This is a genomic window from Pseudomonas fragi (assembly GCF_900105835.1).
Lineage (GTDB): Bacteria > Pseudomonadota > Gammaproteobacteria > Pseudomonadales > Pseudomonadaceae > Aquipseudomonas > Aquipseudomonas fragi.
The window spans coordinates 625,181-646,375 of the sequence record NZ_LT629783.1 but is presented as its reverse complement, the minus strand read 5'-3'; the positions used below and the strand labels follow the sequence as shown (position 1 = coordinate 646,375).

At 60.9% G+C, this 21,195-nt stretch carries 14 protein-coding genes, 1 pseudogene and 1 riboswitch; of the genes and pseudogenes, 5 read left to right on the top strand and 10 right to left on the bottom strand.

What is annotated here, in order from left to right:
- Window positions 1–174: 174 nt before the first annotated feature.
- Window positions 175–441 (top strand): hypothetical protein, encoded by a 267-nt coding sequence (locus tag BLU25_RS02860; protein ID WP_016780868.1) that lies wholly within the window; start codon window positions 175–177, stop codon window positions 439–441.
- Between the two features lie 58 nt (window positions 442–499).
- On the opposite strand, the gene BLU25_RS02855 is transcribed toward BLU25_RS02860, so the two are convergent.
- From BLU25_RS02855 to cobW, 4 genes are all read right to left on the bottom strand, one after another.
- Window positions 500–1,042, bottom strand: a complete 543-nt coding sequence (locus tag BLU25_RS02855) for a vWA domain-containing protein (protein WP_016780867.1) — start codon at window positions 1,040–1,042, stop codon at window positions 500–502.
- Window positions 1,043–1,152: 110 nt separating this feature from the next.
- Window positions 1,153–2,160, bottom strand: coding sequence for an ATP-binding protein (locus BLU25_RS02850; RefSeq protein WP_016780866.1), 1,008 nt, complete (start codon window positions 2,158–2,160; stop codon window positions 1,153–1,155).
- Window positions 2,161–2,326: 166 nt separating this feature from the next.
- Complete coding sequence (gene cobN, locus BLU25_RS02845; RefSeq protein ID WP_016780865.1) at window positions 2,327–6,097, bottom strand: cobaltochelatase subunit CobN; 3,771 nt, start codon at window positions 6,095–6,097, stop codon at window positions 2,327–2,329.
- Window positions 6,098–6,100: 3 nt separating this feature from the next.
- Window positions 6,101–7,177 (bottom strand): cobalamin biosynthesis protein CobW, encoded by a 1,077-nt coding sequence (cobW, locus tag BLU25_RS02840; protein ID WP_016780864.1) that lies wholly within the window; start codon window positions 7,175–7,177, stop codon window positions 6,101–6,103.
- A gap of 94 nt (window positions 7,178–7,271) precedes the next feature.
- Window positions 7,272–7,452, bottom strand: a riboswitch (cobalamin riboswitch).
- 200 nt (window positions 7,453–7,652) lie between these two features.
- On the opposite strand from cobW, the gene BLU25_RS02835 reads away from it, so the two are divergent.
- Window positions 7,653–8,951, top strand: a complete 1,299-nt coding sequence (locus tag BLU25_RS02835) for a glycosyltransferase (RefSeq protein WP_016780863.1) — start codon at window positions 7,653–7,655, stop codon at window positions 8,949–8,951.
- Window positions 8,952–8,975: 24 nt separating this feature from the next.
- On the opposite strand, the gene cobF is transcribed toward BLU25_RS02835, so the two are convergent.
- Window positions 8,976–9,728, bottom strand: coding sequence for a precorrin-6A synthase (deacetylating) (cobF, locus tag BLU25_RS02830; protein ID WP_016780862.1), 753 nt, complete (start codon window positions 9,726–9,728; stop codon window positions 8,976–8,978).
- Between the two features lie 199 nt (window positions 9,729–9,927).
- Window positions 9,928–11,229: an OprD family porin gene (locus tag BLU25_RS02825; RefSeq protein WP_016780861.1), complete on the bottom strand. Its 1,302-nt coding sequence runs from the start codon at window positions 11,227–11,229 to the stop codon at window positions 9,928–9,930.
- Window positions 11,230–11,511: 282 nt separating this feature from the next.
- Here BLU25_RS02825 and BLU25_RS02820 point away from each other — a divergent pair.
- Together BLU25_RS02820 and BLU25_RS02815 are read left to right on the top strand one after the other, a co-directional pair.
- Window positions 11,512–12,363, top strand: a pseudogene (locus tag BLU25_RS02820) (sensor histidine kinase); the annotation flags it as partial.
- Window positions 12,364–12,434: 71 nt separating this feature from the next.
- A complete protein-coding gene (locus BLU25_RS02815) occupies window positions 12,435–12,710 on the top strand; it encodes a peptidylprolyl isomerase (RefSeq protein ID WP_083369510.1) in 276 nt (91 codons plus the stop codon).
- 217 nt (window positions 12,711–12,927) lie between these two features.
- On the opposite strand, the gene BLU25_RS02810 is transcribed toward BLU25_RS02815, so the two are convergent.
- The 4 genes from BLU25_RS02810 to BLU25_RS02795 form a co-directional block, all read right to left on the bottom strand.
- Window positions 12,928–15,180: an ATP-dependent DNA helicase gene (locus tag BLU25_RS02810; protein WP_016780857.1), complete on the bottom strand. Its 2,253-nt coding sequence runs from the start codon at window positions 15,178–15,180 to the stop codon at window positions 12,928–12,930.
- Window positions 15,177–16,826 (bottom strand): VRR-NUC domain-containing protein, encoded by a 1,650-nt coding sequence (locus BLU25_RS02805; protein ID WP_029611401.1) that lies wholly within the window; start codon window positions 16,824–16,826, stop codon window positions 15,177–15,179. The genes BLU25_RS02810 and BLU25_RS02805 overlap by 4 nt, the downstream gene beginning before the upstream one ends.
- 142 nt (window positions 16,827–16,968) lie before the next feature.
- Complete coding sequence (locus tag BLU25_RS02800) at window positions 16,969–18,429, bottom strand: hypothetical protein (protein ID WP_016780855.1); 1,461 nt, start codon at window positions 18,427–18,429, stop codon at window positions 16,969–16,971.
- Between the two features lie 318 nt (window positions 18,430–18,747).
- The gene (locus BLU25_RS02795; RefSeq protein ID WP_016780854.1) at window positions 18,748–19,770 is read right to left on the bottom strand and encodes a zinc-dependent alcohol dehydrogenase family protein; all 1,023 of its coding nucleotides are present in this window, start codon (window positions 19,768–19,770) and stop codon (window positions 18,748–18,750) included.
- Between the two features lie 277 nt (window positions 19,771–20,047).
- Here BLU25_RS02795 and BLU25_RS02790 point away from each other — a divergent pair, with 277 nt between their 5' ends.
- A complete protein-coding gene (locus BLU25_RS02790) occupies window positions 20,048–20,962 on the top strand; it encodes a LysR family transcriptional regulator (RefSeq protein ID WP_016780853.1) in 915 nt (304 codons plus the stop codon).
- The last annotated feature ends 233 nt before the right edge of the window (window positions 20,963–21,195 follow it).

Genomic DNA, 21,195 nt, shown 5'->3' with positions numbered 1-21,195 from the left:
GCTGGGTACACTCTCTGAAAATTGATCTGGATCAGTCATATAAAAAAACTTTTAAAAAAATGAGCAAAGTGTGTGACCTGATACCGGTCTGAGGTCATCAGTACAAGTAACCAACCGAACGGTAAGCCCAGCCGACGGTTAATCACTTGATGGGCATACTTGAGAGAACACCCTATGAACGCCCCGCTCCGTTTCAACGAAGCTCTTTTGATTGCCGGTCACGCCTTTGAACCGTTTCAATGCGTTGCCTGGGCTGCACAGGATGGCCACGGCGAGTTGAGCCTTACGGTCATCGACCGTACCAATACCCGTATCGGCCGCAAACAGATCCCGCGCAGCGCCTGCGCAGACGCTGCCCAGCTCGAAAGCCTGCTGGCCCAGGCCCGTGCCGAAATCAGCAGCGAAGGCTATGCCCTGCAGCCTTGGGTCATGCCTGCATAAAGCCGTTTGCGTGCCCCTGTGGGAGCGGACCAGCTCCCACGGGCTATTTAGTTAGCCGTTAGCCATCAATGTGCAGGTAATCTGCATTCAAGTCTGCCGCCAATTGAGGCGCGCGCCCCAAGCGAATCGGGCCCCGCTCGATATCGATCAGCAGCCCCGGACAGTCGATTGCCGGTAGAGCCGACCAGGCTTTCAAGCGTCCGTCCGTCACCAGTAAAAAACGCTGTTGTTCCTGCGGGAACCGTTTGCGCCGCATGGCCAGCCACGTCGAGACTTCTTCCAGGGCTTGCAGCAAGGGAGTCCCGCCACCGGCGCCCAGCTGTTCCAGCCAGTCATTGAGCGCTGCCGAAGCCTTTTCCCCGCTGACCTGCCACACAGGCGAACTGCCGCTGGCCTTCATCACGGCCACCCGCGCGCGCTGGCGGTAGGCATCTTCGAACAGCTGGGCCAACAAGCCTTTGGCATCGCTCAACGCTTGATGCCGACGGGTTGAAGCAGAGGCATCCACCACCACCAGCCACAACGTCTGCGCTGCACTTTGCCGGGTTTTAAAGGCCAGATCGGCACGCCGCTGCGGGCGACCACCAAGCAGGGTTTGCACCCAGTCGACGAGGCCGTCGCCAGCGCTGCGACTGGCACCCTGCCTGCCCGTGGCGAGCTGACCGGCGCGGGGTATGGCATCCGCCCCCGTAACAGTTTGAGGGCGGATGCCTAAAGCTTTTTTGGCCAGCTCGGCACTTCACGGCGTACACCCATCGGCTGGGGCGCTGCAGGCAATTCACCCCACTGCCCCTGGCCTGATTGCGCGCTGGTGGTCGAGGTCCCTGCCGGCGCCTGTTGCGGCTCGGGCGCTGGTGCCTGGGGCGGCAGCTCACGGCGTCGATGGCGCAAGGCAAACTCGGCCACGGCATCGATGTCTTCCAGCTCGATCGCGGTTGCCCCGCGCCATGCGGCATGGGCACGCGCAGCGCGCAGCCAGACCAGATCGGCGCGCATGCCATCCACCGCGGCAGCAAAACAGCGCTCGGTAATCATGGCCAGCGACTGATCATCCAGGGCGATGCTGGCCAAGCGTTCACGGGCCTGCTGGCAGCGCTCGCGCAAAGCCGTTTGCGCGGCGTCCCAACGGGCGCAAAAGCCCTGCGGATCGGCGTCAAAGTCCAGGCGCCGACGAATGATTTCACCGCGCTCGGCAGGTTGCGGCAAGCCGCTCATGGCCACATTCAGGCCAAAGCGATCGAGCAACTGCGGGCGTAACTCGCCTTCTTCCGGATTCATGGTGCCGATCAGCACAAAACGGGCGGCGTGGCGATGGGAGATGCCATCGCGCTCGACCACATTGGTGCCGCTGGCCGCCACGTCCAGTAGCACATCCACCAGATGGTCGGCGAGCAGATTGACTTCATCGACATACAGCACCCCGCCGTCGGCCTTGGCCAACACCCCCGGGGAGAACTGCGCCTTGCCCTGCCCCAGTGCAGCATCGAGGTCGAGGGTGCCGACCAGGCGTTCTTCGGTTGCGCCCAACGGCAAGGTGACAAACTGACCGCTGGCGAGCAAATCGGCTAGCCCGCGGGCCAGGGTCGACTTGGCCATGCCGCGCGGGCCTTCGATCAGCACACCGCCGATTTTCGGGTCGATGGCGGTCAGGCACAGCGCCAGTTTCAATGAGTCCGCGCCGACCACCGCCGATAACGGGAAATGCGGGGTGTCAGTCATGTTTTCGGGCTCCAGATTTTAGAATATTGATCGGCCTCAAAAGCCCCTCACCCCAGCCCTCTCCCAAAGGGAGAGGGGGGCCGATTTGTGGTGAGGCGCAAATCCTGAACATCCCCCGATCAGTCCCCTCTCCCTTTGGGAGAGGGTTAGGGTGAGGGTTGCTTGGTTATTCTTCTTCTATATCCAGCAGCAGATTTTCCAGCGCCGCTTGATACTCCCCCGGCTCGCTCCACAGCCCGCGCTGCTGCGCTTCGAGCATGCGCTCGGTCATGTCGCGCAGGGCATGCGGGTTATGCTCACGCACGAACTCACGGGTATCCGGGTCCAGCAAATAAGCATCCGCCAACAACGCATATTGATGATCGTCAATCAGATGCGTGGTCGCATCAAAGGCAAACAGGTTGTCCAGGGTCGCGGCCATTTCGAACGCGCCTTTATACCCGTGACGCTTGACCCCTTCTATCCATTTCGGGTTGGCTGCACGGGAGCGGATCACCCGGTTCAACTCTTCCTTGAGGGTACGGATCTTCGGCAAGTCGGGCTGGCTATGGTCACCGTGGTAACTGGCCGCCGCCTCACCGCGCAAGCTTTCGACCGCTGCCAGCATGCCTCCCTGGAACTGGTAGTAGTCATTGGAGTCCAGCAGGTCATGCTCACGGTTGTCCTGGTTTTGCACCACCGCCTGCATCTGCCCCAGGCGTTGCGCAAACTGGCCACGGGCCGCCGTACCTTCATCGGCGCCGCCATAGGCATAGCCGCCCCAATTCATGTACACCTCGGCCAGATCGTCGCGGCTTTCCCACAGGCGGCCATCTATCGCGTTCTGCACCCCGGCGCCATACGCCCCGGGCTTGGCACCAAACACTCGCCAACCGGCCTGGCGCGCCGCCAGTTCCGGGGCAAGTCCGTCACGTTCCAGCTGCTCACGCTCACTGCGCACCCTGGCCGCCAGCGGGTTGAGGTCATCCGGCTCATCCAGCGCCGCCACCGCCTGCACGGCGGCATCGAACAGGCGGATCAGATTGGCGAACGCATCCCGAAAGAACCCCGACACGCGCAAGGTCACGTCCACCCGCGGACGGTCCAGCAAGCTCACCGGGAGGATTTCAAAGTCATCGACCCGCTGGCTGCCCGTGGCCCACACCGGACGCACGCCCATCAGCGCCATCGCCTGGGCGATATCGTCACCGCCGGTGCGCATGGTCGCCGTGCCCCATACCGACAGGCCGAGCTGGCGCAGGTGGTCGCCGTGATCCTGCAAATGCCGCTCAAGAATCAGGTTGGCCGATTGAAAGCCGATGCGCCAGGCCGTGGTCGTAGGCAGGTTGCGCACATCCACGGAAAAAAAGTTGCGCCCCGTGGGCAGCACATCCAGCCGTCCGCGGCTCGGCGCGCCACTGGGGCCAGCCGGCACAAAGCGGCCACCGAGGGCATCCAGCAAGCCTTGCATTTCCGCCGGGCCGCAGGCATCCAGGCGCGGTGCCACCTGTTCCAGCAACGCGGCAAAAATGCTCCGTGTTTCATCCCACAGCGCAGTGTCCGGCAGTTGCAAGGTGCCCTGCAGCGCTTGCTCGATCAACTGCGCGGCATACAACTCCAGGCGCTCACGGGTATCGCCAGCGGTGCGCCACAGTTCATCGCTGACCGCACGCAAGGCCGCAGGCTGACGCGCCGTCCAGGGCTCGGCCAGGGCGCAGTCCAGCGGGTCGAAACCCAGCTCGAAAGCCTTGGCCAGCGCCCGCAGCAGGCTCGATTGTGCTCCCCGCCCGTCGCCCCGGGGGATACGCAACAGCGCCAACAGGGTGTCGATGCGCAGGCGCCCGGCCGGTGACTCGCCGAAGATATGCAGGCCGTCGCGGATCTGCGATTCCTTGAGATCACATAGATAGGTATCCAGCCGGGGCAACCAGATGGCGGCATCGGCTTCACTGTCCAGCGCACCGTCCAGTTGCAGTTCGCGGTCGATGCGGGTCTCGCGCACCAGCTTGAGAATGTCGCGCTGCAACTCCCGCGCCCGGCGCGGATCGAGCAGTTGCGCTTCGTAGTATTCGTCGGCCAGCAGCTCCAGGTCGCGCAACGGGCCGTAGGTTTCTGCGCGGGTCAGCGGCGGCATCAAGTGGTCAATGATCACTGCCTGGGTGCGGCGCTTGGCCTGTGCGCCCTCCCCCGGGTCGTTGACGATAAAGGGGTAGACATTGGGCATGGGGCCCAATATGGCGTCCGGCCAGCAATGCTCGGAAAGCCCGACGCCCTTGCCCGGCAGCCATTCCAGGTTGCCATGTTTGCCCACATGCACCACCGCGTGGGCACCGTAGCTGTTGCGCAGCCAGAAGTAGAACGCCAGATAGCCGTGGGGCGGCACCAGATCCGGGTCGTGGTACACCGCGCTGGCATCCACCTGATACCCCCGCGCCGGCTGGATGCCTACAAAGGTCAAGCCAAAACGCAAGCCGGCGATCATCAGGCGGCCGCTGCGGAACATGGGATCGTTTTGCGGTTCGCCCCAGCGCTCGATCACGGCCTGGCGATTGGCCTCGGGCAGGCGATCGAACATCGTCAGGTACTCTTCCAGCGCCAGGCTTTGCATGCACGGGCGCAGGTCGAGGCTGTCCAGGTCGTTGCTGACCCCGCCCAGCAGCGCCTGAATCAGCCCGGTGCCGCTGTCGGGCAACTCGCCTTCCAGCGGATAACCTTCGGCCTGCAAGGCACGCAGGATATTCAGCGCCGCGGCCGGGGTGTCCAGGCCCACGCCGTTGCCGATACGGCCGTCGCGGGTCGGGTAGTTGGCCAGGATCAGGGCGATACGCTTTTGCGGGTTGGGCACCCGGGCCAGTTCGACCCAGCGCCGCGCCAGTTCGGCGACAAAATCCATGCGTTCGGGGTGAGCGCGATAACACACCACATCGGACTGGCTACGCTCGCTGCGCCATGCCAGGTCCTTGAAGCTGATCGGACGGCTGATAATCCGCCCGTCCAGCTCCGGCAAGGCAATGTGCATGGCCAAATCGCGCGGCCCCAGGCCCTGCTCGCTGGCTTGCCAGCCGGGCTGGTTATCCTGGGCACAGATGGCCTGGATCACCGGGATATTGCGGCGAAACGGGCGCAAGTGCGGAGCTTCGGGGCTGGATTGGGCAAAACCGGTGGTATTGAGAATCACCCCGGCCTCTACCTCGTCGAGCAAATCCTGCACCATCGTCAGGCAGCCTGGCTCTTTAAGGCTGGCCACGGCAATCGGCAAGGGGTTGAGCCCCGCCGCCTGCAGACGCTGGCAGAACACATCGACAAACGCGGTGTTGGCCGCCTGCAGGTGCGAGCGATAGAACAACAGCGCGGCCACCGGTTGCCCCGGCTGCCAGTCGGCTTGCCAGTCCTTGAGTGCCGGGCTGGAATGAGCCGGATGATAAATCGCGCTACGCGGCAGGATCTGCGGTTCGTCCCAGGCATAGTCACGGCCCAGCCATTGGCCTGCCAGGCAACGATAAAGCTGCAGGGCGTTATGCCGCCCGCCCTGGCGCAAAAAGTGCCAGAGCCGCTCGGCCTGCCCCGCGGGCACAGTGCTCAGGGCGCTGAGCTCAGGGTCGGGGCGGTCATCACCGGGCACCAGGATCAGGGTCACGCCACGCTCGGCCAGTTGCACCAGCCGCTCGATGCCGTAGCGCCAGTAGCCGATACCACCGTGCAACGACAGCAGAATCACCTTGGCGTGTTGCAAGACCTCATCGAAATAGAGGTCGACCGAACCGTGGTTTTGCACCTGCATCGGGTTGGCCAGACGCAGGCTTGGATAATCGTCAGGCAACTGCTGCGCCGCTTCGGCCAGCAGCGCCAGGCTTGAATCACCGCTGCACAGGATCACCAGCTCGGCGGGGGTCTGGCCGAGGTCGGCAATATTGTCGTCCGCTACAAAGCCGCCGGGCTGGGTCCTGAGCAAATGCATGGTTTAGACGCTCAACGCTGTACGCAGGGTGGACTCGAGCAGGGCCGCGTCCAGATCCTGGCCGATCAGTACCAGCTTGGTGGTGCGTGCCTCGTCGCTGCCCCAGGCGCGGTCGAAGTGCTTGTCAAAGCGTGTGCCCACGCCCTGGATCAGCAGGCGCATCGGCTTGCCCGGGATCGCGGCAAAGCCTTTGACCCGCAGGATGCCGTGCTTGACCACCAGTTGGGTCAGGGCCTCCATCAGGGCGCGTTCTTCGGCCTGGGGCAGTTCGATGGAAATCGAATCGAAGGCATCATGATCGTGGTCGTCATGGTCATGGTCATCATCGCCATCGTGGTGATGGTCGTGGTGGCTGTGGCGGCCATCAATATGGTCTTCCGAACCTGCTTCCAGGCCCAGCAGCACGTCCAGCGGCAGGCGACCGCTGCTGGCTTCGATGATCTTGACCGCAGGCGGCAGCTCTTCGGCGACTTCGGCACGTACACGGGCCAGGTCTTCAGGGGTGATCAGGTCGGTTTTATTGAGGATCACCAGGTCGGCACTGGCCAACTGGTCAGCGAACAGCTCGTGCAGCGGCGATTCGTGGTCCAGGTTGGGGTCGAGTTTGCGCTGGGCGTCTACCTGGTCCGGGAAGGCAGCGAAGGTGCCAGCGGCCACGGCCGGGCTGTCGACTACGGTGATCACCGCGTCAACCGTACAGGCGCTGCGGATTTCCGGCCACTGGAAGGCTTGCACCAGCGGTTTTGGCAGGGCCAGGCCCGAGGTTTCGATAAGGATATGGTCGATATCGCCACGGCGCGCCACCAGCTCGCGCATCACCGGGAAAAATTCTTCCTGCACGGTGCAGCACAGGCAGCCATTGGCCAGCTCGTAGACGCGGCCATTGGCCTCTTCTTCGGTGCAGCCGATGGAGCATTGCTTGAGGATTTCGCCGTCGATGCCCAGCTCGCCGAACTCGTTGACGATTACGGCAATGCGGCGGCCCTGGGCGTTGTCCAGCATATGGCGCAGCAAGGTGGTTTTACCCGAGCCAAGAAAGCCGGTAACGATGGTGACGGGGGTTTTGGCCAGTGTTTTCATCGGATGCCCTTTGGCAAAACGGCGGGCATACGGGACGACGACCGCAGGCAGTGCGCGGTCAGTCTTCGCCACCGGATCACCCCGCCCGGTTGAAGTAAGAATCTGTCACGAGGCAGGTCTCCTGGCTTACGGCTGATACCTACCTTGCGCCTTCCCGCCTGTTTGGCAGTGGCAGTGCAAGATCAATGACCGTTTACAGTTGCGGGGGCAGCCGCGGCATACCGCGTTCCCTTCTTAGCTTCGCGCTGCGAAGAACCTCGAACGCGCAAGGCTACGCAGTGCTTTGTAACAGGTCAATGCGCAGCTTTGACCCATCGACTGTGGGAGCGGGCTTGCTCGCGATGGCATCACTGCGATCTGCCCGCAAAACCGGGTCGCCTGTATCGCGAGCAAGCCCGCTCCCACACAGGAATTTCGTTGCACATGTGTTCTAATTGCTGCCTTTTTTCAGCCACAGTGCTTCAAGGATCTGCCCATGCCGTCCACCCGCCCCACCCGCGTCCTGATTATCGGCTACGTGTGGCCCGAGCCACGCTCTTCGGCGGCCGGCGGGCACATGATGCAGATCATCGAGAGTTTTTTGCAGCGCGGCTGGCATATCACGTTCAGCAGCCCGGCCGGAATTGGCGAACACAAGGCTGACCTGGCCAGCCTGGGCATCGACGAAGTCGGAATCGAGCTCAATAACAGCAGTTTCGATACCTTTATCAGCCAGCTGACCCCCGATATCGTGCTGTTCGACCGTTTCATGATGGAAGAGCAGTTCGGCTGGCGCGTCGAGAAGCACTGCCCCGCCGCCCTGCGCGTACTGGAAACCTCCGACCTGCAAAGCCTGCGCGACGCCCGCCAGCAACAGCTCAAGGCGCGCCTCAAAAGCAGTGCCGACCTGGATGACTTCAGCAGCCTGTTCGCTCCGGCCCGGCGCGACACGTTCGAGCAGATGGCCGACACCGATCTGGCCCAGCGGGAAATCGCCGCGATCTACCGCTGCGACCTGAGCCTAATGATCTCCGAGTACGAAATCGACCTGCTGGTTGAGCACTTCAACGTGCCCAGGGCCCTGCTGCACTGGTGCCCGCTGATGGTCGACAGCGTGCCCGCCACGTTCGTGCCTTTTGAGCAGCGTCAGCACTTTCTGAGCATCGGCAACTTTCGCCACGCGCCCAACTGGGATGCCGTGCTCTGGATGAAAACCACTGTCTGGCCGCTGATTCGCCAGCAACTGCCCGGCGCGCAACTGCATGTCTACGGCGCCTACACCCCGCCCAAGGCCACGGCGCTGCACAACCCGGCGCAGGGTTTTCATGTGCTCAACTGGGCCGAAGATGCCCTTGAGGTGATGAGCCATGCACGTATCTGCATGGCGCCGTTGCGGTTTGGTGCCGGGATCAAGGGCAAGATCGCCGATGCCATGCTCTGCGGCACACCCAACGTCACCACGCCGGTAGGTGCCGAAGGCATGCATGGCGAACTGCCGTGGGCCGGTGCCATCGAACAGAGCGCCTCTGCGATTGCCGCGGCGGCTGTACACCTGTACCAGAACGCCGAAGCCTGGCATCAAGCCCAACAACACGGGCAGACCCTGCTGGCGCAACGCTATCTGCAAGCCAGCCACGGCCCGGCCCTGGTTGAATGCATCGAACGTTGCCGCACCGGGCTGGAACAGCACCGGCGCAACAACTTCACCGGGGCGATGCTGCGCCACCACCAGCACAAGAGCACCCAGTACATGGCGCAATGGATCGAGGCCAAGAACCGCCCGCACACTCTTTGAACCACTCGGGACTTGCCCGGTGGGTCAATGACTGGTGCGCCTCAACAGATAGGTATCCATGATCCAGCCCTTGCGCAGGCGCGCCGCTTCGCGGGCCTGCTTGATCTGCTCGCACACGTCGGCCAGCTTGCCGGCAATCAGGATTTCGTCCGCCGTGCCGAGGTAAGCGCCCCAGTAGATATCCACGTTTTCGGCGACATACGCGGCGAAGGCGCAATGGGCATCGAGCATCACCACCACATTGTCCAGATCCCCGGCGTGCAGCCGGCGCCCGGTGGTGATGCGGATCGGCTGGCCGATGCCGTTGAGCGCAATCCGATGACGCGCAGCCAGCGCCTGCACACTGCTGATACCGGGGATCACCTGATAGTCGAAATCGTCGCAGCCCCCGGCCCGCACCCGGTCAAGGATGCGCAGGGTGCTGTCGTATAACCCGGGGTCGCCCCACAGCAAAAATGCGCCGAATTCGCCGTCAGCCAGTTCCTCGTCGATCAAACGGGCGAACACCTCGGCCCGCTGCTCGTGCCAATGCTCGACACCCTCGGTGTAGGACGGCGTCGAGCTGTCACGCTGCGGATCACTGACCTGCACCACCCGGTAACCCGGTTCGCGGATATAGCGCTGGCAGATGTCCAGGCGCAGGCGTACCAGGTCGTTGGTGGTCTGGCCCTTGTCCAGCACAAACAGCACATCGGCACGGTTGAGCGCGTTGATGGCCTGCACGGTGATATGTTCCGGGTCGCCGGCGCCAATGCCAATCAGCAAGAGTGTTTTCATATGTCCATCCCAAAAGCCCTCACCCTAGCCCTCTCCCAGAGGGAGAGGGCACTGACCGTACGCGGAATCAATATCTCCACTGATCAGCTCCCTCTCCCTCCGGGAGAGGGTTGGGGTGAGGGGCTTTCAGCGATCGCTTTTTCCCAGTCTGTAGCCGCTGACGAGCCTCGCTGCACTCGTCAGCGACTACACAGCGAGGTTACCAAATCGACAGATTGTAGCTCACGATCAGGCGCGTTTCGTCCACGTCACGGGCGAATTGGGCGTAGTTGGTCCGGTAGGTGGCATTGCGCAAGCGCAGGCTGACGTCCTTGAACGTGCCACTCTGCACGACGTACTTCAGCTCGCTGTCACGTTCCCACTCCTTGCCTTCCTGCGTGCTGCCCACCACCTTGATATGGTCGCCATTGACATAGCGGGTCAGGAACGACAAACCGTCAATGCCAATGGCCTTGAAGTCATAGTCGTAACGCAGCTGCCATGAACGTTCCTGGGCATTGGCGAAGTCATTCACCTGCAGGTAGTTGACCAGGTACGGGTTGCTGCCATCCAGGTACGGCATCGAGGTGTCGCCGTTCATGCGCTGCCAGCCGGCACTGAGCTTGTGCCCGGCCAGGGAGTAACCGAGCATGGCCCCCAGGGCACGGTTGTCGATATTCCCGGCCCTGGCCGAACCCGAATCGTCACTTTTGAGCAAGCGCACGTCCGCTGACAGCACGCCCGGGCCCACCGGCTGCGTGGCCAGCAAACCGACAAACTGCTGACGGTAGATGTCCTGCAACTCGCCATAATGATACTGCGCGGTCAGGCGCTCGTTGACCTTGTAGTCCAGGCCGTACATGGTGAAGTGATCGGCAGTGATGTTGCATCCATAGCGCTTGTTCTTGCAGTTAAGGCGCAGGTCCTGGGAGTCCGTGGAATCCCGGGCGGTATAGCGATCAAGGCGCGAGGCCATGAACTTGAGGTCCTTGATTTCCTGGGACACCAGCATCGCGCCGTTGAACATGTTCGGCAGCAAACGGCCATCGTTGTACTTGAGCAAAGGCAGGTCGGGCAGCAACGCGCCGTACTTGAGCACGGTGTCGGACACGCGCATCTTGGCCGTCAGGCCGAACTTGGCGTATTGGTCCTTGGAACGACGGGGATCGTTACCGGTCGAAGGCAACAGGCCGCTGTTGCTGTCGGCAGGGCTGGAATCCAGCTTCAGGCCCAACATACCCAGGGCATCGAGGCCAAAACCCACGGTGCCTTCGGTGTAGCCCGATTGCAGATTGAGGATAAAACCCTGCGCGGTTTCATCGCGCTTGGACGCGCCCTGGGGGTTTGAGCTTGAGCCATCGCGAAAATCGCGGTTGAAGTACACCGTACGCGCTTCCAGTTTGGCGCTGCTGTCTTCAAAAAAACCGCCGGCCTGTGACGGTGCGGCAAAACCGGCACACACTGCCAGCGCGCCCAAGCGTGTTACCCGGCTCTGCGCCAACAATGAAAAAGGAACAACCATGTACAAGCTCCAGCAGCCAATCATTGGCAAGGTGAAAACGATCGCAGGCACGCCCGGCATTACACTCGGCGTGCGCAATCAAAAAAAGGGGCGCAATTGTACGAAAGGCTAAGCTCCAGCCTCATTCGACCTTAGTCGAACGGTCAAGACTGCACCTTGCAGCAAGGTTTATAGCCTTGAGCCGGTATCCGGCATTACATACACTGACTAACAGATTCAAACCCGGGAACGACCATGGCAATCAAGAGTTCTAGGCGCCGCCAGCGTCTGCAGGCCACTGCCACCGAACAAGCCTTGCTTGAGCTTAACGAAACCCTTGAGCAGCGCGTGGCCGAACGCACCCGGGCGCTGGCCGAGGCCAACCTGCAATTGCAGTGCGAGATCCTCGAGCGGGCACGGGCCGAAGAGGCCCTGCGCCACGGGCAGAAAATGGAGGCCGTGGGTCAGCTTACCGGTGGCATCGCCCACGACTTCAACAATATGCTCACCGGGATCATTGCCAGCCTGGACTTGATGAAGCGTTATATCGCCGCAGGCCGCATTGACGAGGTCGAGCGTTTTGCCGATGCCGCCGTCAACTCAGCGCAGCGCGCCGCCGCGCTGACCAACCGCCTGCTGACCTTCTCCCGGCGCCAGTCACTGGACCGCAAGCCACTGGACCCCAACCAGTTGGTCAAGTCGCTGCTGGCGTTGTTCAGCAGCACCAAAGGCGCGCATATCGAGCTGATCCTGGAGCTGGGGCAACACATCTGGTCGGTCAACACCGACACCGGCCAGCTGGAAAGTGCCCTACTCAACCTGATGATCAATGCGCGTGACGCGATGCCCGACGGCGGCACACTGCGGGTCAGGACCGCCAATCACTACCTCGATGCCACTGACCTGGGCACGCTGGAGTCAGTCAGTTCGGGGGACTACGTCATGCTGGAGGTCAGCGACAACGGCACCGGCATGAGCCCGCAGATTCTGGCCAAGGCCTTTGACCCGTTTTTCACCACCAAGCCGGTGGGCCAGGGTACCGGGCTCGGGCTGTCGATGATTTACGGCTTTGCCCAGCAGTCGGGTGGGCATGTCAGTATCAGCAGCAAGAGCGGCTGTGGCACCCGGGTGTGCCTGTACCTGCCGCGCCATCACCACTTCGAGGCGAAAACTCAGGCATAATCCGCGCCCGCGCACTATGCCCCACAGTTCCAAGGTAAAGACCCATGAAAGCTCAAGCCCGCCATATCCTGGTGAAAACCGCCGAAGAGGCCGAATCGCTCAAGCAACGCATCGCCAAGGGCGAAGCCTTCGATGTGCTGGCGAAAAAATTCTCCACCTGCCCTTCGGGCAAGCGCGGCGGTGACCTGGGCGAAGTGCGGCCGGGGCAAATGGTCGGGATCATCGACCAGATCATCTTTAAAAAGCCGCTGCGGGTGGTACATGGCCCGGTCAAGAGCAAGTTCGGCTATCACCTGGTTCAGGTGTTTTACCGCGACTAAAGCGCAGCAAAAGCAAAAAGCCCGAAACAACACACCTCCCCCCCTGTGGGAGCGGGCTTGCCCGCGATAGCAGCACTTCGATCATCCATATAGAACGAGGTGCCTGCATCGCGGGCAAGCCCGGCTCCCACAGAGAAAACATGGCGTTACCCAGCTACCAGTCAAACGCCAATGCCGGCCAAGTACCCGGTACCCAAGTTAACCCCGACAACCGATTTCACCCCAATCGCCACCAACGCGGCAGCAACTGCTGCACCTTGGGCTCGGCAAAACGGTCATCGATCAGAAACAGCGTGCCCTCATCGCTCTGGGTGCGAATCACCCGCCCGGCAGCCTGCACCACTTTTTGCACGCCGGGGTACAGGTAGGTGTAGTCATAACCTGCCCCAAACAGGGCGGCCATGCGCTGTTTGATCTGCTCATTGACCGGATTCAACTGCGCCAGCCCCAGGGTCGCGACAAACGCGCCAATCAGCCGCGCGCCGGGCAAATCAATGCCCTCGCCAAATGCCCCGCCCAACACGGCAAAACCGACGCCCTGGCTCGACAGGGTGAACTGCTCAAGAAAACCTTGGCGGGCGCTTTCGTCCATGCGCCGCGCCTGCGCCCACTGGGTGACCTGCGGGTAGCGTTCGGCGAGCAACCCGGCCACCTGTTGCAGGTAATCAAAGCTACTGAAAAACGCCAGGTAATTGCCCGGGCGCTGTTCGAACTGGCGGGCAATCAACTCCACAATCGGCCCCAGTGAAGCCTGGCGATGGACAAAACGGGTGGATATCTGGCTCACCACCTGTACCTTCAATTGCTCGGCCTGAAACGGCGACTCCACATCCATCCACACCGTATCCGCAGGCAAGCCGAGCAGGTTAGCGTAATAGGTTTGCGGGCTCAGGGTGGCCGAGAACAACACATTGCTCTGCGCGCTGGCCAGCCGTGGCCCGATAAAACCGGCGGGCACGATATTGCGCAGGTTCAGTTGCGACAGGCGCCGCTTGCCGTCTTCGCGCAGGCTGATATCAAACAGGAAATGCCCGTCGAACAACTCCGCCACCCGGTTGAATTGCAGCGCTTCGAAGTAGAACGCCTGCAGATTGCCGCTCAGCCCCTGAGGGTGATCGTTGAGGTAATCGCCAATGGCGGTAATGCACAGCGACAAGGCCGCCAGCCATTTGCCAGGCAAGTGCGAATGAACCTGATACGGACCTACCTGTTCCTTGTGCAGGGCATTCCATTCACGGTTCAGGCGCTTGAAGGGCTTGTCCAGCGGCGCCGGGGCCGAGTACCGCACAGTGTTCAAGGTTTGCTGGTCCAGGCTTGCGCTGTACATCTGCCGTGCCCGCTCCACCAGGTTGTGCGCTTCGTCCACCAGGGTCGCCAGCCGCCATTGGTTGGCCTGGCCCAGGCCGTAGAGCAACGCCGTGAAATCGAAGTAATAGTTGTAATCGGCAATCACCACATCTGCCCAGCGTGCCATCTCCTGGCTCAGGTAGTAGGGGCACACTTCATGGGCCAGGGCGACGCTGCGCAAGGTCTGTTGATCGAGCGGCGAGCGGGCCACTGCGGCCATGCGCGCTGCGGGCAAGCGATCATAAAAGCCTCTGGCCAGCGGACAGGCGTCGCCATTGCAGGCGTTTTCGGGATATTCGCAAGCCTTGTCCCGCGCGACCAGTTCCAGTACCCGCAAGGGCACCGGTTGCCCGGGAGGATAGAGCACCTGCGCTGCATCGAGCGCCAGTTTGCGCCCCGGGGTCTTGGCAGTCAGGAACAACAGCTTGTCGAGCTGCTGGCCCGGCATGGCCTTGAGCAGCGGAAACAGGGTGCCGATGGTTTTGCCAATCCCGGTCGGCGCCTGGGCCATCAGGCAGCGCCCGGTACTAGCTGTTTTGTACACGGCCTCGGCGAGTGCCCGTTGCCCGGTACGAAAGTGTTGATGGGGAAAGGCCAGTGTGCGGGCCGCATCATCCCGCGCCTGCCGATGGGCCATTTCTTGTTCGGCCCAGGCCAGAAACAGTCCGCATTGCTGCTCGAAAAACTGCTGCAGAGCCGTTGCTGACCAGGTTTCCTGCAGGCGGGTTTCCTTTTCGCTGACGATATCAAAGTACACCAGCGCCAGATCGACCTGCGCCAGTTGCAGGCTCTGGCACAGCAACCAGCCATAGACCCGGGCCTGTGCCCAGTGCAATTGGCGATGGTTGGCCGGGATCGCGGTGAATTCACCACGAAAAGTCTTCACCTCCTCCAGCACATTGGCCACCGGGTCGTAGCCGTCTGCCCTGCCACGCACGGTCAAGGCACCAAACTGGCCTTCAAGGCTCAGCTCGGCCTGATACTGTGCATGGCGCCGTGCAGCCACCGTGCGATGCCCGGCAATCCCCTGTTGCGCCGTAGGTGAGGGGGTAAAGCGCAAATCCAGGTCACCCGCCTTGGCCGTGAATTCGCACAGGGCACGCACTGCAACGCGATAACTCACTGCGCTGGCTCCTGCCATTGCACATAGCACACTGTCACCGGCATCTGATGCGCTTGGCAAAAGGCCAGCCAGCGCAACTGGTTGTCTTGCAGGCGATCACCCGGGCCCTTGACCTCAATCATGCGGTAGGTTTTTTGCTCAGGGTACAGCTGGATCAGGTCAGGCATACCTGTGCGATTGGCCCTTATATCCAGCAACAAACGCAGGAACCACAGTTTCAAGTGCGCCGCAGGCAGGCACTCCAGCGCCTCTGCGAGCAGGTCGGGGGGCAGGTGATTCCAGGCGACAAAAGGCGATTGCAGGCCCTTTTTGGCGGCATAGGTCTCGCCAATCGTGGCCCGATAACGACCATCATCGAGCTGCGCCAGGCAGCGCTCGAACAACTCGGTACGCTGATGATAAAAATCGTCTTCGTGCAAGTCTGCGGGGCCGACCTGATACGGGTGAAAAAATGCCCCCGGCAGCGGCGCAAAAATGGCTGGCCAGCACAGCAAGCCGAACAGGCCGTTGATCAGGGTGTTCTCCACATAATGCACCGGTGCCTGGCCAGTATGAAGATGCGCCACCACCTGCTGTTCCACGCTGCTGGCAGTGTCCCGTGGCAGGCACAGGTCGAGGCGATCCGGGGCTGTCGATTTGACCACCGCCAGGGCTGCCAGCCCCAATTTGCGCCGCAACCGCGGGATAATCCGCAACAGATGCTGATGCTCTGCGTCGTTGACTGGCCCCTGTTGCGCAACTTGCGCCAGGCTTAACGCGGCCTGGTAGAGCTCCTGGCGCTCAAGCACGCGGATACTGCGCTGGCGTGCCTCAGGGTGCTGGCTGTGCTGGTACAACTGCAATGCCCGGTCCAGCTCCCCTGCCCGCTCCAGATGCTGGCCGAGCTGAAACAGCAAACGTGCACGCCGGCGCTGCAACCAGCGGTTATCCGCCTCGTAGTCCAGCACCTGTTGCAGCACGGCCTCGGCATCGCCGCTGAGCTCAAACTGCTCGCGACAGGCGTAAAGGTGCAAGTAACCTTCAATATCGGCCCGACAGCGCAACGCCCGGGATTCAGGGCTGAACTCGACCCTTTCATAGCTGAACAGGCCCAGGTCTGCCAGCACCAGGTCCGACCAGCTCTGCCCCAGGTTGCCAAAGAACATCAACCGCAGGCGATCGCACAGCGCCCGGTGGTTGAGGGTATAAAGTGCTTCGCCAAGCCCGGGATGCCATTGCCCCAGGCTCTGCTGCTGTGGAAAAACGCCGGCCAGTTCCTCGAGCCAGTCCGATTTCCTGGCCTTGGGCCGAGTGATATGTGCGCTGAAACGGCCGAGGATCTCCGGTTTTTGCAGCAGTTCAAACACCTCGGCCAACCCCAGGGGCGCCTGCTCGTCCAGCCAGCCCAACGCCAGCAACGCCGTTGCGGCCCGTGACGGCTCGCCGATCTCCGGGTAATTGAGCTTGCTGGCCCGAAAATGCACGCCCTTGCGCATCACCATGCGCACCCACAACGCCTGCGAGGCCACGGGCAGCTGGGCAAAACCCGCGATAAAACACTGCTCGTCGACGCTCAGGACATCGTCATAACGGGCGGCGATCCAGTCGAGAACATGCTGGAAGTTCTTCAGGTAATAAAACGGGTCTTCGAGGGGATTGGAAATCACGGGCAAAACGGACCACTGGCTTTGAATACTGGATATGCGTACAGATACCAGCTTGCCCGGCACTCTGGCAAATCCTATTGGATGAGCGGCTTACAGGCGGGCAGCCCGTCAGGCTGGCTAACGGGCCTGCTGAACGCGGGTATCAACCCTTCGGTGCCGTCTGCCAGGGTTTCTTGCCCGGATCGTGTGCCGACAGGTTGGCGATCAACGAATCGCATTGCTTGAAGTCGATTCTTTGCATCTGATACAGCGCCTGCAACGACGCCAGCGACAAACCGCTGACGGACTCGAGCCAACCGGCATCCACCTGCGTCGTGGTGCCGGCCGCCATTAACAACTGACGGAAGTCCTGGAGAAAACGCAGTTTGTCGGGGTAACAATTATGTAAAAAGGCTTCCAGCCCACGGGCCTGATTGACAAACGGCGAGCAGATAAAACAACCCAGTTGTTCATCATTGACACCGTGCAACTCGCTCAGATATTGCGTGGCCACCCCGTGCAGTTTTTGGATTCGTTTGGGGGTATTGAAGGTTGCTCCCAACTGCTTGATCAACTGCCCTTTAAAGCGATCATTGGCCTTGTTTTCCTGGGAAGCGCGGCGCAAATACGCATCCGCCCCCACGCTGTATTCCACACCATATTGATAAGTACCGCGCAAACCGTGGACATGGGCGGCCAATAATACGACGGCAGCCTGGGGTTCTTCGATATCAAACGCTTTGATATTCCACGGTCCCTCTACAAACATCAGCACTTGCGAGTGCAACACATCCACTTCATGGCACAGGCAATCAAATATATTGATCACATTGATATCCGTGCCGACACCGGCAACCGTCACTTCGCCACTGTGCGCCGGGGCCAGATGCAACAACTGCTTGTAGTCATCATCCAGCTGGCTGCACAACTTGACTGCCATTTCAAAGCCATCACGCCCGCCTCCCTTTGGCCAGTGTCCCTGTCGGTGGGCGACCTCCAGAATCCAGGTTACATACTGGCCCAGATGGCTGGGCGGGCGGCGGTCAATCAACGCGTCGACCTTGCCTCCCCACTCGCAGGCATGCCGATATAACTTGGCGCGCCCCAGCAGGTCGGCATAAAAGAACGTTGCCCGGGCGTCGCCTTGGGTCAAATGCCCCGACATCAATACCTGGGTTCGGTTCAGCTCCGATGCCTGGCTCTGAAAAGCACCCGGCTTATGCAACCTGCCAAGGCCCTTTTCATCGACCAGCAATAACTCCACGCGATCATCGTCATAAATAAACAACTCACTGCATTGGGTCTGGATGCGCTCCATCACATTGGCCGTCATCCGCGGCTGACGCAGTATTGCAATGCGCAATATAAAGGTGTGCGGCGAGCGCCCGGCAATACTAAGTTGTGCCGCGCGCAAAAACGCCAGGGTATAAGCGCACTCCTTGCCGCCTTCATGAACAACCATCACCCGATAGCGCCCTATTCGCTCAAGCCCCCCGGCTGCCACCATTAAACGTTGAATCAACAACTGCAAGGCAATGCGCTCGGGGCGGCTGAAAAAACCCAGGAGTCGGTGCAGGACTTGTTGATAGACAAAACTCATGGCTTGTTCATGAAAGTTATTCATGGGCTATCCCTCCATATCGAGGGTCTTATTATCGGCAGCCCGATTTGACGCGCCCACATTTACATCAACCCTGCTGGTCAGAACAGACTAGGCGCACATACGCACAGGAATAACCCTACAAGGAAACCTTCGAAAAAATACATATTGTGCTACATGACAACTTTATGAATTACTTTTGCCCTTTCTTTCCACACTAAAATGCATGTATTCGCCCTGGCCTGCTGAGCGCAACACAGGGAAAAAAATACAACTTTCGCCAGCACAAAAAAAACGCCCCTGAACACTGCGTTCAGGGGCGCGTTTATTACCGTGTACTTGTCAGACCGCAGCCAACTGCAAGGCCACCCGACCGCGACAAGGGCAATCGTCCATATAGCGATGGGCTTCAACAAAGTTTTCAAATGGAAAAACCTTGATCTCCAGCGGCGTCAGCACCCCGTCGGCGGTGAGCTGGTTGATATCACGCAAGGCACGTTTCATCGCTTCTTCGTCCTGGGCGATGCCCAGCTCGGGTTTGCCGGTGAAGTTGCCGATGCAGTGGACGAAAAACTTGATGTTCTTCTGGAAGCACGCGCAGCCCGGGAACCCCGTTTGGTTGCCGCCCTGCAAGCCATACAGCACCAGGCTGCCACGCGGTGCCAGCACATCACCCAGCACCGACATTTGCGGACCGCCCAGACCATCGAGCACTACATCCACGCCCTTGCTGTCGGTGATCTTGTTGATCTGCATCAGCAGGTCTTGCTCTTCGGTGACAATCACATGGTCGGCACCCAGGGTCAGCAGGCACTCGCGTTCGCTGGCATCCTTGGTCGCGGCAATCACCTTCAGGCCCAGGGCCTTGCCCAATTGCACGAAGGAAGGCCCGGCACAGTGGCTGGCATCGGTAATCAGCACGCTCTGCCCGGGCTTGGCCTGCGCCAGGTCGACATAGGCAAAATAGGCAATCAGCAGCGGCGTGTAATGCACGCTGGCCTCGACCGCAGACAACACGTCCGGGTAGCGGGTCAGGGTGGAGCGCGGCATCAAGATCAGCTCGCCATAGGTCGGGTAGTCGTTGGCGCTCTGGCCAGGGAAGCTGGCGACCTTGTCACCAATGGCCAAATCTTCCACACCGGCCCCCACGGCGGTGACGACACCCGCCATTTCATGGCCGATACCCGCAGGCAAACGAGCGTGACTGGGGGCCAGATTCTGGCGCCACAGGACGTCATACCAGCTGATGCCAATGGCCTCGACACGGACCTGTACTTCGCCAGGCGCAGGCGCAGCGACTTCGTGCTCTTCGCACTTGAGCACCTCGGCCGGTCCAAACTTGTGAAAACGGATCGTGCGCGACATTACCAACCTCGCCTAATTAATCGCTAATACCACGGGACTTTATCCGGGCTTTGTGCGCAAGACTAACAGACAGCATTAATAGTCGACATGCCTGACATTGATCCGCCGACAGGTTGGCCCGCACCACATCCCGCAAAAACCCGGCAAACCCGCTTTAAACGGGTGATAAAACGCCTGCAGAAAAGTAAGAAAAAAATCTACCGAGTGACGAAAAATCGTTTTTGCCAGTAAGATCCGTTACTTGACTACCTGTTGAACCCCCAGCGAAGCCTGCCTGATGAACCGTAACGACTTGCGTCGCGTCGATCTGAATTTGCTGATCGTCTTTGAAACCCTGATGCATGAACGCAGTGTGACCCGTGCAGCCGAGAAGCTTTTTCTGGGGCAGCCGGCCATCAGTGCGGCATTGTCACGCTTGCGCAACCTGTTCGACGACCCGCTGTTTGTGCGTACCGGGCGCAGCATGGAACCGACCGCCCGGGCGATCGAGATCTTCGCCTTGCTGTCGCCGGCCCTGGACTCGATCTCCACGGCTGTCAGCCGTGCGTCCGAGTTCAACCCGGCCACCAGCACCTCGGTATTTCGCATTGGCCTGTCGGACGATGTCGAATTCGCCCTGCTGCCCTTGCTGCTCAAGCGCTTGCGCGCGGAAGCGCCGGGTATTGTCCTGGTGGTTCGCCGGGTCAACTACATTCTGATGCCGCCGTTGCTGGCCTCGGGGGAAATTTCCGTGGGCGTCAGCTACACCAGTGACCTGCCGGCCAACGCCAAGCGCAAGGTATTGCGCCGCAGCCGTCCGAAACTGCTGCGTGCCGACACCATGCCGGGTTCACTGAGCCTGGACGATTTCTGTGAGCGGCCCCATGCTCTGGTGTCTTTTGCTGGCGACCTGAGCGGGTTTATCGACACTGAGCTGGAAAAAATGGGCCGCAAGCGCCATGTGGTCCTGGCCGTGCCGCAGTTCAACGGCCTGAGCACCCTGCTGGCGGGCACCGACATCATCGCCACCGTCCCCGACTACACGGCCGAAGCACTGACGGCTGCGGGTGGCGTACGCGCCGAAGACCCGCCGCTGGACACACAAAGCTTCGAACTGCACATGGCCTGGCGCGGCGCCCAGGACAACGACCCGGGGGAGCGCTGGTTGCGGTCAAGGATTCAGATGTTTTTTGGCGACCCTGAGAGTCTTTAGGCGTCGTCTGACAGGCTGTTCATCTGATCATTTTTGCCTTTCCACAAACCATGGAGCTCCATTCACTTCCAGTGGATTGCTACATTGGGGGCACATCTGAGGGCATGCATTGGATGGTTTGAAAACGATGCCCCCAGCCTGAGGTCCAACAGCCACTTCTCGAAAAAGTCATACGCTGCTGCTCCCAAACCGCCGTCGAGCGCTATCCGATCACCTCAGTTTGTAGACTTGAA

Coding starts and splice junctions, on each gene's coding strand:
- BLU25_RS02815 (WP_083369510.1), top strand. CDS start 12,435: ATGAAAGCTCAAGCCCGCCATATCCTGGTGAAAACCGCCGAAGAGGCC.
- BLU25_RS02825 (WP_016780861.1), bottom strand. CDS start 11,229: ATGGTTGTTCCTTTTTCATTGTTGGCGCAGAGCCGGGTAACACGCTTG.
- BLU25_RS02860 (WP_016780868.1), top strand. CDS start 175: ATGAACGCCCCGCTCCGTTTCAACGAAGCTCTTTTGATTGCCGGTCAC.
- BLU25_RS02795 (WP_016780854.1), bottom strand. CDS start 19,770: ATGTCGCGCACGATCCGTTTTCACAAGTTTGGACCGGCCGAGGTGCTC.
- BLU25_RS02850 (WP_016780866.1), bottom strand. CDS start 2,160: ATGACTGACACCCCGCATTTCCCGTTATCGGCGGTGGTCGGCGCGGAC.
- cobW (WP_016780864.1), bottom strand. CDS start 7,177: ATGAAAACACTGGCCAAAACCCCCGTCACCATCGTTACCGGCTTTCTT.
- BLU25_RS02835 (WP_016780863.1), top strand. CDS start 7,653: ATGCCGTCCACCCGCCCCACCCGCGTCCTGATTATCGGCTACGTGTGG.
- BLU25_RS02800 (WP_016780855.1), bottom strand. CDS start 18,429: ATGAATAACTTTCATGAACAAGCCATGAGTTTTGTCTATCAACAAGTC.
- BLU25_RS02790 (WP_016780853.1), top strand. CDS start 20,048: ATGAACCGTAACGACTTGCGTCGCGTCGATCTGAATTTGCTGATCGTC.
- cobN (WP_016780865.1), bottom strand. CDS start 6,097: ATGCATTTGCTCAGGACCCAGCCCGGCGGCTTTGTAGCGGACGACAAT.
- cobF (WP_016780862.1), bottom strand. CDS start 9,728: ATGAAAACACTCTTGCTGATTGGCATTGGCGCCGGCGACCCGGAACAT.